The organism is Paenibacillus senegalimassiliensis (assembly GCF_001486585.1).
GTDB classification, from domain to species: Bacteria; Bacillota; Bacilli; order Paenibacillales; family Paenibacillaceae; genus Fontibacillus; species Fontibacillus senegalimassiliensis.
Genome location: NZ_LN909046.1, coordinates 573,875 through 589,139 on the forward strand (window position 1 = coordinate 573,875; position 15,265 = coordinate 589,139).

The window sequence follows — 15,265 nt, forward strand, 5'->3', positions numbered from 1 at the left end:
AATCGGTGGTCGCTGTGAACCGAATGAGCGGATCGCTTTTGAATTACCGTCTGGAGCCGTCCGGGGGAACGCATATACGTAAGTGATATGCCAGTAGTCCGGTACCGGATTATTCCGTTATGTGAATGAAGTGAAAACCGTGCCTCTTGTGGCTGCCAATAGCAAAGGCTAGCGGTTTTAATTAGGGTGGTAACGCGAGCGCTCCTTCTCGTCCCTTGGGACAAGAAGGGGCTTTTTTGTGTTCTTAAAGTGCGTGTTCAAAAAGTCGAATTTTCAGGACCAAGAAGGTTGGATGAAGCTAGGGACTGAGTAACGGAGCGTACGTAGTGGGTACGTGAGCAACGGAAGGCCCGGCTGAATTCAAGATTCGATGTCGAGTTCACTCCTTGAACAACTTCGTTCTGGGAAGGTGACTTTTTGAACAACCTCTTAAAGGCGGCAAAACATCATTATATTGGAGGAACAGGCTTATGAAATGGGAAGAGTTAAGCGGGGCGCAGCAAGCGGAGGTAGAGCGCCAACTCAAGGTGATCTCCCGAGGTGTTGTAGAGATCGTACCTGAGGATGAACTGAAGCAGAAGGTCATTAAATCGGTCGTCACCGGACAACCGTTGAAGGTTAAGCTTGGACTTGATCCATCGGCGCCCGATATCCATGTTGGACATACGGTTGTTATGCAGAAGCTGCGCCAGTTCCAGGAGTTGGGGCATCAAGTACAATTGATCATTGGTGATTTTACAGGCCGAATCGGAGACCCTACGGGGAAGTCCGAGACCCGCAAGGAATTGACAGAAGAAGATGTGCAGCGCAATGCCGAGACCTATCGGCAGCAAATCTTCAAAATTCTTGATCCGGAGAAAACGCATGTTTATTTTAACTCGGAGTGGCTCGCGCCCATGACCTTCGCCGAGGTGGTCAAATTGTCTGCCAAGGTAACGGTAGCGCGTATGCTGGAACGCGACGATTTCACGAAGCGTTACACGAACAACTTGCCGATCAGCATCCATGAATTTTTCTACCCGCTGATGCAGGGGATGGATTCAGTGGCACTGGAGAGCGATATTGAACTTGGAGGAACGGACCAGAAGTTTAATTTGCTAATGGGGCGGACCTTGCAGAAGGAATACGGCAAAGAGACGCAGGTTGCCATCATGACGCCGATTATTGAAGGGCTGGACGGCGTTCAGAAGATGAGCAAGAGCTTGGGCAACTATATCGGCATCGATGAGGAGCCTAATGAAATTTATGGTAAATCCATGTCAGTGCCCGATGAGTTAATGCTTAAATATTATGAACTGGTCACAGACCTTTCGAACGAAGAACTCACGGCTTTGACTGAAAGAGTGAACTCGGGCGAGATTCATCCGCGCGATGCCAAGATGAAGCTGGCCTATACACTGGTACGGATGTACAACGGTCAAGAAGCGGCTGAAGCAGCGCAGGAACATTTTATCACCGTATTCCAGCAGCGGGCATTGCCTGAGGATATTGAGGATAAGGAAATCCCTGCATCTGAATTGGAGGATGGCAAAATCCGCTTGATGAAGCTGTTGACTCTGATTGGCTTTGCTGCTTCTAACGGGGAGGCCAAACGCAGCATTCAACAAGGCGCGGTGAAGCTTAACGAAGAGAAGCTGACCGATCCGAATGCCGAACTTGAACTGGCTGGTGGGGAGATTATTCAGGTTGGTAAGCGTAAATTCGCCAGGCTCACGGTAAAATAAACAAAATAAACCGGCCCAAGTCGATGACGACTTGGGCCGGTTTTGATGTGCTTAATTTTAGCGGTTGTAGAATTCGACGATTTGCTTCTCGTCGATGTCTTGGGACAACTCGGAACGTTCAGGCAAACGAATATATTTGCCTTCCAGGGAGGTGTCGTTAAATTCCAGGTAAGCTGGAAGATGCGAACGGTTCTCCATGGCATCCTTCACCAAGGCAAGACCACGGCTTCTTTCGCGAAGGCTGATAACGTCGCCAAGGCTAACACGGTAAGAAGCGATGTCGACTTTCTTGCCGTTAACGGTTACGTGACCATGAGCTACGAGCTGACGAGCGCCAGCGCGGGAGTTCGCGAAGCCAAGACGGTAAACCAGGTTGTCCAGACGGCTTTCAAGCAAGAACATGAAAGTTTCGCCCGCGATACCAGGCATGCTTTGAGCTTTTTCGAACAAAGTACGGAATTGTTTTTCACCCAAGCCGTACATATGACGCAATTTTTGCTTCTCAAGCAATTGTGCACCATAGTTGCTGATTTTTCTGCGTTGGTTAGCGCCATGTTGCCCCGGAGGGAAAGGACGCTTCAAATCTTTGCCTGTTCCGCTCAAGGAAATGCCAAGGCGGCGGCTGAGTTTAAATTTAGGACCAGTGTAACGTGCCATTGTATAGGTAGACTCCTTTATAATTATATTTCGTGTAGGGTTCTACTTGCGCGGGTATTGTTTCGTCGAACGTAAGGATAGATGAATACGTTCTCTGATAAGAAAGTTCAGCCGCTGTCTTATCAGCAACAAAACACCGAGAGGGTGCTCGCATGCGTTACGCCCTAAGCAAAGACTCTATCCAGTCTTTTTCAACAATATATATTATACGATTTAATCAATGAAAGTCAACTAGGTGTTTTTGTATGAAATTGCTACTTTTTGTCGATAGGTCTTTTGTCCTAAAAATATAGTTCCAAACGTGGGAAATATAGTGCAAAACCTTTGTGGAGATAGTAAAATAAATGTATTGATCAAGAACGGATCACAAGGGATAGAAACGGACAAGCTGATGGCGCAAAATATAAAGCTTTGTAAAGGAGCTCTTTTTTTATGGCCAATCGATCAGGAGGCAACCAACGATGAATTCTAATCATGCTTCTTTTCTGCCGCAGCTTGAAGAAGGTACCAATTACACAGACTGGTTGCGGCAACTAGACATTACTACTTATGATTATCCTTACATTGATTCTATTTTAATGGATGCTTATGGTCATTGGCGTAAGCTGGTCCCTGATCTGCCCGGATTGGGCGAGGCGAGCTTTATGGTTACGGATTACCTTGGAACGGCGCTGGTGGCTGATCCGGATATTCCGCTCACTGCCGCTGGCAATCTTGACGAGCCTGGCCCTATGGCCGACATCATTATAGCTGCCATTGATGAGAAGAAATCCATTACCAGGGAAGAAGCGGGAAGCGTTTATGCTGCTGTACCGCTGTTTACGCGATTGCATGGCGAGATGTTCGCCATATTCGGCTGCCGTCTGACAGGTTATGATGCTGCAGGCGCCGATTTATTCATGAAGATGGCAGCGGAACTCCTGCGTACTTGCTTCTATCAATCTTTTGAAGCGCTCCTGGTCTCCGATCTGCTGCAGGCCCAGCAGAGGGCCAAGCGGGAGGAACAGCGTCGTTCCAAGCTATCCTCCGTTGTACAGAAGCTGCATGACAAGATCGACGTGGATTCCGTACTGACGGAATTGTTTGAACGGTTGTCCGGGATGTATCCGGCGGCCAAGCTGGAATTACTGATGTCCCAGGATCATCTTAGCCGTGATCCCAGAATTAAGTCTTTACTGCTCTACGAGCAAGGCGACGATCTTTGCGTACAGGCATTCATGGAAGGAAGCATGCAACTTCGACGACTGCATGGCGAGCATGAGGGCGAGAAGGCGGGCTTGGAGATAGCCGTTCCGCTAAGTGGGAAGCAAGGCAGCTACGGAGTGTTTCATCTATCGATCGAGCAGGATTTGATTGATGAAATTGATTTGCAGCTTATTGGCATGTTGGCCGACACAGCGGGTACGGCCTTCGAGAATGCCAGGTTGTACGAGCAATCCAATCTGCTCATCGATGAACTGCGGTTGATTAACGAATTGACCAAGCGGCTGAATCAAAGTCTTCAAATAGACGATGTATTTCAGTTTGCTATGGAAGAATTATTGTCTATCTTTAAGGCGGAATATTGTTGTATCTCCCAGTTGAACCGGGAGCATGGTACTTTTGAAATCGTGTCCAGCAATGTGCCGGGGCTAGCGAACGAGCAATTCCCGAGTGATTATGGCTTCAGCGGTCAGCTTTATGCTACGAATGAACCTATTATTCTATCTGACTATCGCGCTTATGGCAGCAAGATTAACTCGCGCTTTATGGAGGAGACGGAGTCACGTTCACTAATCACAGCACCGGTTATCGTTCGTGGTGAGGCAATCGGGGGAATTATGCTAGCCCATCGCCAACCCCGTTTCTTCTCATACGATAATTACAAGCTTCTGCAGGCTCTGTCCTCTCATATTGGCTTGGCTGTGGCTAATGCTTTGCTGCATGCAGAAGTGCGGAGGATGGCTAACCGGGATATGCTCACCGGATTGTATGCCCGCCATTACGTAGATGATGCTATTCAGGAGTTCCAGAAGAAGGACAGCAACGGTTCGCTGATTATTGTGGATATTGATCAGTTCAAGCAGGTGAACGATACCTTCGGACATCAGGTGGGCGATAAGATACTCAAGCAAGTATGTCATATCGTGAAGGGAACCATCCGCAAGACGGATATTGCGGCTCGTTGGGGGGGCGAGGAATTGGCGGTATACTTGCCGGGAGCCACGGCCAGCAGCGCGTACCAAATCGCGGAGACGGTCCGTCTGCGGGTGTCGATGGAAACGGAGCCCAAGGTAACCGTGTCCTGCGGAATTGCGGAATGGCAACGGGGTAAAGACAAGCCGGGGGTGGAATCTTTGTTCTACCAAGCGGATATGGCCTTGTATCGTGCCAAGAACAGCGGACGCAATCAGACGCATACAGCTACCGGAGAACAGGACTCATAGTCACGATCCTAAAGATAAGCATTCTGCGTGTGGAACAAATCTACCGCAGAATGCTTTTTTTGCGTGCCAGTTACGCATAGATTTAAGAGTGGGGTGGGAGGATACAGCTAAATTGGCAAATAAATCGGATAAGGAGTGCTTGCAGGATGGAACTGCTACGGATAAGTAAGGCTGGACGAACCGCTGCCTGCGGGCTGCTACTTCTGCTTCTGCTGTCCTCCTGCAGCCCTCTGGAAAAGACGCCGGAGCAGTGGTTCGATTTTACCTGGTCGGGGTTAGCAGGCTGCGATGAGCTTACATTTAACGGCTTGGCTGTCTTAGATCGGGGGAACCAAACTGGTCAAGGGGAGAGTTTGCGCTATACGGGAGAGCTGCGTGCACACAGGGAGCTGCATATGAGCGCTCAGCCTGCTGTTAACGCTGCTTTGCTGCCTGGCAACTCGTTGCGTGCGGCCGGGCTGACCGGGGACTCGGGCTGGAGCGCCAAGCTCTATTTGGCAGACGGGATATGGCAGACTGCCGTACCCCTGGAGGAGGATGCCCTCCGGCAAGGTGTCGCTAGATTGAATCCTTTGGATCAGCTTGAGGAGATCAGGCAAACCTCTCACAAGCACATTACTACAGAAAGCGGCGCCGCGCGGGGAACGATGGTGCTAAGAATTGAGATTGATCCGGATGAAGCCAGCCTTCGCTTGAAGGAACGTTTGTTGTCTGAGATGCATCAGCTTGGCGAGGACTGGAAGGAACGACTGATTGATGTACCTCCTGACCAGCAGGAGGCGCTGCAAAACGAGCTATTACTTGTCTGGACAGCCGGAAATGAACAATTGCAACACATGCTTGGGCAGATGAAGGCGGAGCCGGTATACCACTTGACCATCGATCGTAGGTCGGGACTTCCAGCCAGGTTGACTTCGGAGACTGTGGTCACCTACCTCTCTGCGGAGGGGAAGGAGCAACAAGAAGTGCTACGTATTGATAATCAATTCAAAAGCTATAAATAGAACTGTGGCCTGTTAAGCGTAGGCTGACGCTAGGCTCCATTTCGTGCTACAATATAAGAAGAATTAACCAATGGTTAACGAGCGGGAAGTCTTCAAGGAGCTATTCCCTGACAGGTTCCCGTTACATAATGAGGAGAGTGAGTCAGATGCGTGATCCAAGAATTCAAAAACTGGCGGAAAACCTCGTAGGGTACTCCGTAAGCGTTCAGCCTGGCGAGAACGTGCTGGTCGAAATGATTGGCGATGAACGAGATTTGCTGAAAGCAGTTGTGGAAGAAATAGGGAAGAAGGGCGGAAACGCCTTTGTAGAAATTACTGATCGTACGGTGCAGCGCGCACAACTGAAATATGCAACAGCCGAAGGGATCAAGGCATGGGCCGAATATGATCTGAAGCGGATGCAAATGATGGATTGCTATATTGGTATTCGTGCGGGTGCCAATGTCAATGATTTATCAGACGTAGCTGAAGACAAAATGAAATTGTACAACTCGCTTTATTCTCATCCCGTGCACAGTGAACAACGGGTGAAACGGACGAAATGGGTGGTGCTGCGTTATCCTAATGCTAGCATGGCACAATTGGCCAATACGAGCACGGAAGCCTTCGAGGATTTCTATTTTGACGTATGCAACCTGGATTATGCCAAAATGGACCGGGCACAGGATGCCTTGGCTGAACTGATGAGCAGAACGGATAAAGTACGTATTGTTTCGCCAGGTACGGACCTGTCGTTCTCGATCAAAGATATCGGTGCAATCAAATGCTCCGGTCAGAAGAATATCCCGGATGGAGAAGTATACAGCGCTCCCGTTCGTGACTCCGTAAACGGTACAATCAGCTACAATGCGGCCACATTGTACAACGGCATTACGTTCGAGAACATCAAGTTCCGCTTCGAGAATGGTAAAATTGTTGAGGCGACCAGCAATGATACGAAGCGAATGAATGATATTCTGGATTCTGATGAAGGGGCAAGATATGTCGGTGAATTTGCCATCGGCTTCAATCCGTACATTCTCCATCCGATGAAGGATATTTTGTTCGACGAGAAGATTGCGGGTAGCCTGCATTTTACACCGGGTCAAGCTTATGAAGAGGCCGATAATGGCAACCGTTCCTCAATCCACTGGGATTTGGTACTAATTCAACGTTCGGATTACGGCGGTGGAGAAATTTATTTCGACGACGTTTTAATCCGCAAGGACGGTATTTTTGTAATACCTGAACTGTCCGCTTTAAATCCTGAGAACTTGAAATAAAGAGAAATACCCTTGCTAGGAAAGCGGATTCAATGTATGATGAAGGTATGTTATTTCCAAAGTTGATCACGGAGGGATCCATATGGCTACGAATAATGAAGCAGTAGTAGAAATTGCCCAAATCGCGGGTAAATTTACTTCTTCCATTGTGCTTCAGGCAGACAATAAGTACATCGATGTAAAGAGTATTCTTGGTCTCTTCACTACGCTTGTGAACACCAAGAGTTATGAGCTTCACGTCCATGGACCGGATGCAGACGAAGCTAAGAAAGCTGTAACCGAAGCCTTTGCCAAGCATGGGCTGGATGTCAAAGTTGTTGCAGAATAGAAAATGAAGAAAACACTCCCGCATTGCGGGGGTGTTTTTTAATGCTCTTCTCACACTGCAGATCAGCCGAGTGGGTACAAGGTTAATTTGCACAGGTTCTTGTATTGGCCCTCGATTTCGTCTAATATTAGGATAGAACAGAGGTGTGACGATTTTTGGACATAGGGGGGGGAAGAGGCATGACTTCATCTGAGTTGCAGGAGCAACTGAACCAGAAAGCACTTAATCTTCTGAAAGAAGATGCAGATAAAATAGAGAAGCTGATTGAAGTACAGATGGAGAACTTGGCTACACGTTACTGTCCTCTCTATGAGGAAGTGCTGGATACCCAGATGTATGGATTCTCCAGGCAAGTGGATTACGCGACTCGCGTTGGACTTATTGAAGAACTGGCAGGCAAACAAATTCTTAGCAGACTTGAACGGAATCTGGCCTCACTATATGAAGCCATGAACAATAAACAGTGAACCGGTTTGTCTTCAAATAGTGCAAGCGTATACTCCGTTGTTACAAGGGGAATACGCTTGTTTCATCATACATAGGCCAGAGGCATGTCATTTGCTTTAAATGGGCTTACGCTTTACAATGAAATTAATGAGGTTGAAGGAGGAATAACCATGACCGAGCAACTGCAATTAGATAGTGGAATGATTCGCATTTCAGACGATGTCGTGGCGAAGATTGCCGGGATGGCCGCGCTGGAGACACCGGGAATTGCTGCGATGTCCGGTGGACTGTCTGAGGGCTGGGCCAAACGGTTAAGCGGTAAGAATGTGCAAAAGGGCGTTACGGTGGAAGTCGGTCAGTTGGAGGCGGCGATTGATTTGCGCATCATCGTGTTGTATGGAACGCCGATCCATGAGGTTTCCCGGATGCTCCAGCAAAATGTACGTGAAGCGGTCGAGAGCATGACAGGACTGAAAATCGTAGAAGTGAACGTTAAAGTTGAGGGCGTTGCGTTTAAAGACGATGAGCTCTAGTAGTAGCCTGAAGGCTGCGCTGTGATACAAGGTTTGCTTTCGGCCTCAAATAAGTTAAGTTGAATAATCGATGAACAAAACAAAGACTACGGAGCGTGCTCCGTAGTCTTTTGGTTATCATCACAATTTACATATGTCTACGCTGCTGGCTACGCACTTCGAACGGGGTCGGTTCACGGACGACGACGGACTTGGTGCGTTCTTGCTTGACCGGTAGTGATGATTCCCTCGAAATACTGAGTACAATACCCATTGCGATCATCATGACCAGAAGTGAAGATCCGCCGTAGCTAATGAACGGTAAGGTGACTCCTGTAACTGGAATCGTATTGGTGACACCACCGATATTGACGAATGCCTGGATCGCTATTAACCCCATAATGCCAACACCGGTTAAGGTACCAAAGGTACTCTTGCACCGAAGGGAAACGAGTAGTCCTCGCCAAATAAAGTAAATATAGACCATGAGGAAAATCAAGGTGCCAATAAGTCCGAATTCCTCGCCAATAACTGCGAAGATAAAGTCATTATATGCATTGGGCAGGTAATGAAGCTTCTGAATACCTTGTCCAAATCCGGTGCCAGTGACGCCGCCATGACCGATCGCAGTCAACGATTGAATCAGGTTGTATCCAGTACCCTGGGTATCTTCCCAAGGGTTCAGGAACGCCTGTATGCGTCCAAGTCTGTAGTTATCTCCCGTGACGGTGGTCGGGTCTGGCGGATTAACTTGCTCCCACAAGGCGCCGATACCGATGACGATGCTTGCACCAAATATTAATAGGGCAATGGAGCCAACGATATGCTTGAGGTTGGCCCCTCCGGCAAAGATAATCAAGCCGGCTGTCGCCACCAGAATAAGGCAGGAACCCAAATCCGGTTGAAGCATGATGAGTCCGGCGATAAACCCGACAATAACCATGACAGGGATATAGCCGGTCCGCAAATCCCGAAATCGTTCTCCCTTCTTGGAGATTAGAGCCGAGAGATACAAGATCGTCGTAATCTTCGCCAGCTCTGTAGGTTGAATGCCAAGTGTTCCGATGGCAAACCAACTGGTGGCGCCGTTAATGCGTCCTCCAATGAAGGGGACGAGCAGCAGCATAACGATAGCAAGAATAAATATAGGTATAAATAGCTTTTTGAATTTGGGATAAGGAATATTCATGGTGATAAACATGCCGACAATACCAAGCAGGCTGAAGATGATTTGACGTTTGGTAAAGTGCATGGGATCGTTATCGAATAGCTTACTAACTAATGCGATACTGGAACTGGAGCTGAACACCATCACGATTCCGAAACCAACCAGCAGTAGTGTCAGGATGAGCAATTGAAAGTCGGGGGCTCCGCGTCTTGGCTTTTCGGCTTCTTCTCTCATGATTGCATCACTTTAGGACTCAAGAAGTTCCTTCAATTCCGTCAATTTGTAATTGGCGGTTTTCATCACCAGCGGCGGAATCTCCGATTCGTACTCCAACCCGTGTGGAAAAGTGGCCCGCCCCATATAGACCGCTTCGATGGCAAGCACGGTATCCGGGCGCTCCAACTTGCCCTCCAAAGCTCGCGTATTGATGCGCAAGTAATAATCGCTATTGTTGTATTCAATTTTATAATCGTATGTAGCGCGGTAATATTCCCATTGCCAGCGTACAAAACCTAGCTTCTCCGCTGATTCATCCAAATAAGCCAAATCGCTTTGCAAACCGTCCAAGCCGGTATTTTCCACGATCATGGTAATTTGCCCCCTTAAATTGTGAACTTTTCTCAAATCTTCTCTACCCCATGATATTATGTTTCCAGCGCTTGTGCAAGCCGGGAAAGCCTGGCCCGCTTGCCCTTTCCGTTCATGATGATTTGCCTGGCTTTTTTCTGCTACAATAGAGCTAAATAAGGTAACCGGACGGACGGCAAGGATATGAAGCAACAGAAGGGTTCCGGGAAGAAGGAAGAGGGGGAGACCATGGAAGTGGGCTTGTTACATGAGTTATTTCCGGCAATGGTGGAGCTGCGGCGACACCTTCATCGCCATCCGGAGCTTTCCTTTAGGGAAGAGGAGACATCGGCCCATATTGCTGAGAGGTTACAGGAATTGGGCATTGAGGTTTCTGTTAACGTTGGCGGCTATGGCGTAGTGGGCAAGATATACGGGGGGCTCCCGGGGAAGACTGTGGCGCTCAGAGCGGACATGGATGCTTTGCCCATTCAGGACGAGAAAACTTGCGATTATGCCTCAGAGCAACCAGGGGTCATGCATGCTTGCGGGCATGATGGCCATACAGCAACTCTGCTGGCGGTTGGCGAATATTTTGCCAAGACGAGGGAGCAACTGCGCGGAGAGATTCGCTTGCTCTTCCAGCCAGCCGAAGAAGTTTGCCCTGGGGGGGCAACCTCAATGATTGCGGCGGGTGCACTGGATGGCGTAGATGTCATTTACGGCGTTCATCTTTGGACCCCCTTGCCTGTGGGGACTGTTGCTAGCAGGCCGGGAGCATTGATGGCTTCTACCGATGAATTCTTCATTGAAATGCAGGGACAAGGCGGCCATGGAGGCATGCCGCACAAAACTGTAGATAGCGTCGTTGCCGCTTCTGCGCTGGTTCTGCAATTGCAAAGCGTGGTCAGCCGCTCGGTAGACCCGCTGGACCCTGCCGTAGTCACGATTGGGGCAATTCAGGGAGGCACAGCGCAAAATATTATTGCCGACCGGTGTAAGTTGTCCGGGACGGTGCGCTGCTTCGAGGAAGGGACGCGTGCATTGATTCGTCAGCGAATTCATGCCTTGACTGAGGGGACGGCTCAAGCCTATGGGGCTGAAGCGATCATTAATTATATGCCTGGTTATCCAAGTCTAATTAATCATGAACGGGAATATGAACGCTTTATGGAGGCGGCTCCGGAGGTATTCGGATTACATGCCGAATTGTCGACTCCAATTATGCCGGCTGAAGATTTCGCTTATTATGTGCAGAAGGTACCAGGCTGCTTCATGCTTGTTGGAGCAGGCAACGGGCAAAATGCCGTGTATCCGCACCACCATCCGAAGTTTGACATTGATGAACAGGCCATGCTGCACGCAGCAGGACTATTAATAGCCATGGCAGAGTCCTACTCTGCAGAGCATGCATAAATATTTCCATATATAGCAAACTATGAACTTAAGGATAACTCAGGGTTAAATATATCAGGGTGAGGTGAAGCCGATGAATAAACCCGGAGCTTGTATCGTTCAGCGCGATTTGTCGGTGCTGCTGGAGAAGGATCATCCCGGTTTTGAAGAGGCGCGGGAGCGTTTATCCTCATTTGCTGAATTGGTAAAAACTCCGGCCTTTTACCACACCTACCGCATGACGCCGTTAACCTTATGGAATGCGGCGGCTGGAGGCATTGATGCAGAAGCCATCCTTAAGGATTTGGCTGAACTTGCCCGTTATCCTCTGCCTGGCGGAGTAGCCCAGGATATTCGCAAATGGATGGGAAGATATGGTCAACTGAAGCTGTACCCGGTGCCAGGTGTAGCTGATCTGCTTGAATTGGAGAATTGTGGACCGGATGGGGCGCTCCTTGAGCAATTACTGACACAACTGAACTGGGCTGACGGGCGCATTACTCTTCAAGGGGAGCGGCATTGCCGTCTAAGTGCAGCGCTTCGAGGAATGCTCAAGCGGGAACTGGGCCAACTTGGTTACCCCGTATTAGATGAAGCCGGTTACCATCAGGGCCGTCCTCTGAGCTTCAAGCTTCGTTCTGTGTTGCCGGATTCTGGCCACCCATTCCAATTAAGGTCATATCAGATGGAGGCAGAAGCGGCGTTTGCTGGCGAGCGGGGAGAAGGCGGGAGCGGAGTGGTCGTTCTTCCTTGCGGAGCCGGGAAAACCGTGATTGGTCTGGCGGCTATGGAACGCCTTCAGTGCGAAACGTTAATTCTAACCTCTAACGTGACTTCAGTCCGTCAGTGGGTAGCCGAGTTGACTTCCAAGACGACGTTGCCAGCCCAAGAGATAGGGGAGTATACAGGGGAGAAGAAGCAGGTGAAGCCGGTTACCGTTTCGACTTATCAAATCTTGACCCATCGCTCGCGCAAGAATGAGGAATTCCGTCATATGTCCCTGTTTAATGAACGGGACTGGGGATTAATTATATATGATGAGGTTCATCTTCTCCCGGCGCCAATCTTTCGAGCTACTGCGGATATCCAGGCGACCAGGCGGTTAGGTCTGACAGCCACTCTGGTCCGTGAGGATGGCTGTGAACGAGATGTCTTTACATTGATTGGACCGAAACGGTATGAAGCCCCATGGAGAAGACTTGAAGAGAGTGGGCATATTGCCGAGGTCGATTGCCGAGAGATTCGGGTGTCAATGCCAGAAGACCAACAGAAGCGATATGTGCAGGCCGAGGGCCGTGAGAAATTTCGGGTGGCAGCCGAAAATCCGGGCAAGCAGCCAGTCATTGAGCAATTGCTGGATCGTCACCGGGACCGCCAAGTGCTGATCATCGGACAATATCTGGATCAGTTGCAGAGCGTTGCCAAGGAGATGGGAGTTCCCCTCATTACGGGGAGTACGCCCCAAAGTGAGAGGGGCCGCATCTACCAGGCTTTCAGGGAAGGTAAGTTGCCTGTCCTGGTCGTATCAAAGGTTGCTAACTTTGCGGTGGATCTGCCCGATGCCTCCGTGGCAATTCAAATTTCGGGTAGTTTTGGCTCACGTCAGGAGGAGGCCCAGCGTCTGGGGCGTATATTACGACCGAAGACAGATGGGAGTCGCGCTTTCTTCTACACGCTGGTATCAGAGAATACCAGGGAGCAGGATTTTGCCCAGCGTCGGCAGCTTTTCTTGCTGGAGCAAGGTTACGAATATGCCGTGCAGCAAGAGCGGGAGGTACTTAACGCATGAATGCGGGAGTGAGCAAGAAGATAGAGGATACAATAACGAGGTCTGCGTTAGGCTGTTTATTTGCCCGGTTTGCGGGACACCCCTTCAAATTAGAGCAGGCCCGTCAGGCAGCAAAGGGAGAAATCAGCGGAGCAGATATTCTTGCAGCGTTGCCTGCCCTGCTCAGTTCCGGTATAGTGTCAGCCGTACGTAAAGCCTGGGGAGAGAAATTGTATTATCTATCGCTTCCCAGTCTGCTTGGTGTTCCATACATAGAGGCGTATCCTCCACTCCGGGAACAGGACTCGGGGTTAATTACGTTGCGCCGAGAGGCGGGAACCGGCCTTGCGCTAGATTTGTTCCACAGTCTGGCCTGGATTGCCAAGCATGGTTTGCGCATTACGGCCAAAGGAACAATTCACCAGAAGGAACGGAGCAAATTGGAAGGGTTAATCAGCTTATCTGATCAAGATGCAGTGGGCCTGGGACTTAGCTATCCCCATGCCGATGTCTACTCGCCTGCGCTTGCCGTTGTTCTGGACATGATGCTGGCTAAGGGGTTAATTGTCAAGGACCGTCCCAAGTGGAACCTCCACTCAGCTAGGCTCTCTTCCTGGTTATCCCAAGATATCCAGGGAATGAATGAGCAATTATTGCTAGAGGTGCTACAACGTTACGTACCTGCCGATGCGCGGCTCCAGCATATAGCACTTAGGTTAGTCGCGTATGATCTTCAATTCGGCCAGTGGTATTCTCTGGAGGAGTTGCTTGATTCGCTTCACGAAAGGGCTTTATTAGAGGAAGAGCTGACGACGGAGCAGCGGGTCTGGATTGAAGCCTGGCTGGAGGCTCTGTGTGGCTTTGGATTTGTGGAGCTGGGAGTAATTGCAGCAGAGGGAACGGCGTTCCGCTGGTTGCTAGACAGGAAGGGCTTGGCGTCGCTTGGCCGGGAAAGGGTGATCTCGTCCAAGATGGCTCAGATCGATGATCACGCGGACGAACCAAACGGGGAGATAAGTAGTCGCCTTCCAGTGGGACTCATTGTGCAGCCGGATTTTGAAATTCTTGTGCCCCCTGACTTTTCGCTCGCGGCACGTTTTGAACTGGAGGCCTGTGCGGAGCATGTGACGACCGATGTTATGAGTGTCTACCGAATTAGTCGTAGTGCTGTTGATCAAGCCGCTGCTCTGGGACGCTCGGTACAAGATATTATGGACCTTCTCTCCAGATATGCGGCCACCGTGCCCGACTCTGTCCGTGTTGCGCTTGAGCAGTGGGGCAGGGAGATTGGGCGTACGGAGCTTATGGAGGCACAATTGCTGCGTTGCGCGGATCTGGAGGCGGCTGAGCGGATTGCTTCCATGTCTGATCTTGGCGAAAAGCTCGAACGAATTGGGCCACAGCACTTCATAGTTGTCGGTGAGCAGAGCGCTGAGATCATCAAACGGCTTGAGACTGAACGCCTGGCCCCTGTCTCTTCGAGCCTGGTCAGCAGTAGCGATCGCATGGTTTATCCAAGACTGATAGGCACTCACGGTGAATTAGGCGAGGATAAGGGCCATCCTAACAGTAAGCCCTCGGAAGCATTTGAGGCTCAGGGGTGGATTTACAAGGGCGCTGACTTGCACTTCTATGAATCGGAGCATGGGGTACCTGAACCCGAAGAGTTATTCCCAGGCTTGACTTCTCTACCCTCCATTTGGTGGAAGGAGAGCAGACCGTACCACTTGTCTACGGCGCGAAAGTTAGTGGAACTGGCCTTGGAATGGCAAACCAAATTGAGGGTGAAAGTTGGCGACGAAGAACTCCTGTGCCTGCCGCTCTCCGTGGAGGGTGAAGAAGTGTGGCAACTTAAGGTGCGCTGCTTATCCTCGTCACTGACAGCCTGGAACGGAGAGGCCGAGCGGCTCTTAGTTCCCGGGGAATGGCTGGCAATTCAGCTTGTGTTACCCGAAGGAATTGGGCAGGCCTTCCATTAGGAAGAATGAAACTCTTCTGCTCGCTAAA

At 49.9% G+C, this 15,265-nt stretch carries 13 protein-coding genes and 1 other annotated feature (1 of these 14 only partly in view); of the genes, 10 read left to right on the forward strand and 3 right to left on the reverse strand.

Annotation, left to right across the window (positions count from 1 at the left end; translation table 11 throughout):
• Window positions 1-219, forward strand: a binding site (T-box leader) (it extends 49 nt beyond the left edge of the window).
• Window positions 220-470: 251 nt separating this feature from the next.
• Window positions 471-1,724 carry a tyrosine--tRNA ligase gene (gene tyrS / locus BN3279_RS16645; RefSeq protein ID WP_059052284.1) on the forward strand — a complete coding sequence of 418 codons (1,254 nt, stop codon included), beginning with the start codon at window positions 471-473 and terminating at the stop codon, window positions 1,722-1,724.
• Window positions 1,725-1,781: 57 nt separating this feature from the next.
• Here tyrS and rpsD read toward each other — a convergent pair whose 3' ends face one another.
• Window positions 1,782-2,381 (reverse strand): 30S ribosomal protein S4, encoded by a 600-nt coding sequence (rpsD, locus tag BN3279_RS16650; RefSeq protein ID WP_059052285.1) that lies wholly within the window; start codon window positions 2,379-2,381, stop codon window positions 1,782-1,784.
• Between the two features lie 461 nt (window positions 2,382-2,842).
• Here rpsD and BN3279_RS16655 point away from each other — a divergent pair, with 461 nt between their 5' ends.
• The 6 genes from BN3279_RS16655 to BN3279_RS16680 all read left to right on the forward strand — a co-directional run bounded on the left by BN3279_RS16655 (window position 2,843) and on the right by BN3279_RS16680 (window position 8,381).
• Complete coding sequence (locus BN3279_RS16655) at window positions 2,843-4,807, forward strand: sensor domain-containing diguanylate cyclase (protein WP_059052286.1); 1,965 nt, start codon at window positions 2,843-2,845, stop codon at window positions 4,805-4,807.
• A 146-nt stretch (window positions 4,808-4,953) separates the two neighbouring features.
• A complete protein-coding gene (locus BN3279_RS16660; protein WP_059052287.1) occupies window positions 4,954-5,811 on the forward strand; it encodes a hypothetical protein in 858 nt (285 codons plus the stop codon).
• Window positions 5,812-5,957: 146 nt separating this feature from the next.
• On the forward strand, window positions 5,958-7,073 hold the full coding sequence (locus tag BN3279_RS16665) for an aminopeptidase (protein ID WP_059052288.1): 1,116 nt from the start codon (window positions 5,958-5,960) through the stop codon (window positions 7,071-7,073).
• An 82-nt stretch (window positions 7,074-7,155) separates the two neighbouring features.
• Window positions 7,156-7,401, forward strand: a complete 246-nt coding sequence (locus BN3279_RS16670; RefSeq protein WP_059052289.1) for an HPr family phosphocarrier protein — start codon at window positions 7,156-7,158, stop codon at window positions 7,399-7,401.
• A 179-nt stretch (window positions 7,402-7,580) separates the two neighbouring features.
• A complete protein-coding gene (locus tag BN3279_RS16675) occupies window positions 7,581-7,868 on the forward strand; it encodes an Fpa/YlaN family protein (RefSeq protein WP_059052290.1) in 288 nt (95 codons plus the stop codon).
• Window positions 7,869-8,018: 150 nt separating this feature from the next.
• Window positions 8,019-8,381 carry an Asp23/Gls24 family envelope stress response protein gene (locus tag BN3279_RS16680; protein WP_059052291.1) on the forward strand — a complete coding sequence of 121 codons (363 nt, stop codon included), beginning with the start codon at window positions 8,019-8,021 and terminating at the stop codon, window positions 8,379-8,381.
• Between the two features lie 127 nt (window positions 8,382-8,508).
• Here BN3279_RS16680 and ftsW read toward each other — a convergent pair whose 3' ends face one another.
• Together ftsW and BN3279_RS16690 are read right to left on the reverse strand one after the other, a co-directional pair.
• Window positions 8,509-9,762, reverse strand: a complete 1,254-nt coding sequence (gene ftsW / locus BN3279_RS16685; RefSeq protein ID WP_059052292.1) for a putative lipid II flippase FtsW — start codon at window positions 9,760-9,762, stop codon at window positions 8,509-8,511.
• Window positions 9,763-9,774: 12 nt separating this feature from the next.
• Complete coding sequence (locus BN3279_RS16690; RefSeq protein WP_059052293.1) at window positions 9,775-10,116, reverse strand: YugN family protein; 342 nt, start codon at window positions 10,114-10,116, stop codon at window positions 9,775-9,777.
• Window positions 10,117-10,344: 228 nt separating this feature from the next.
• On the opposite strand from BN3279_RS16690, the gene BN3279_RS16695 reads away from it, so the two are divergent.
• The 3 genes from BN3279_RS16695 to BN3279_RS16705 all read left to right on the forward strand — a co-directional run bounded on the left by BN3279_RS16695 (window position 10,345) and on the right by BN3279_RS16705 (window position 15,237).
• Window positions 10,345-11,511: an amidohydrolase gene (locus BN3279_RS16695; RefSeq protein ID WP_059054494.1), complete on the forward strand. Its 1,167-nt coding sequence runs from the start codon at window positions 10,345-10,347 to the stop codon at window positions 11,509-11,511.
• A 73-nt stretch (window positions 11,512-11,584) separates the two neighbouring features.
• Complete coding sequence (locus BN3279_RS16700) at window positions 11,585-13,279, forward strand: DNA repair helicase XPB (protein ID WP_059052294.1); 1,695 nt, start codon at window positions 11,585-11,587, stop codon at window positions 13,277-13,279.
• Window positions 13,276-15,237, forward strand: a complete 1,962-nt coding sequence (locus BN3279_RS16705; protein ID WP_059052295.1) for a helicase-associated domain-containing protein — start codon at window positions 13,276-13,278, stop codon at window positions 15,235-15,237. Before BN3279_RS16700 ends, BN3279_RS16705 begins: the two co-directional genes overlap by 4 nt.
• The last annotated feature ends 28 nt before the right edge of the window (window positions 15,238-15,265 follow it).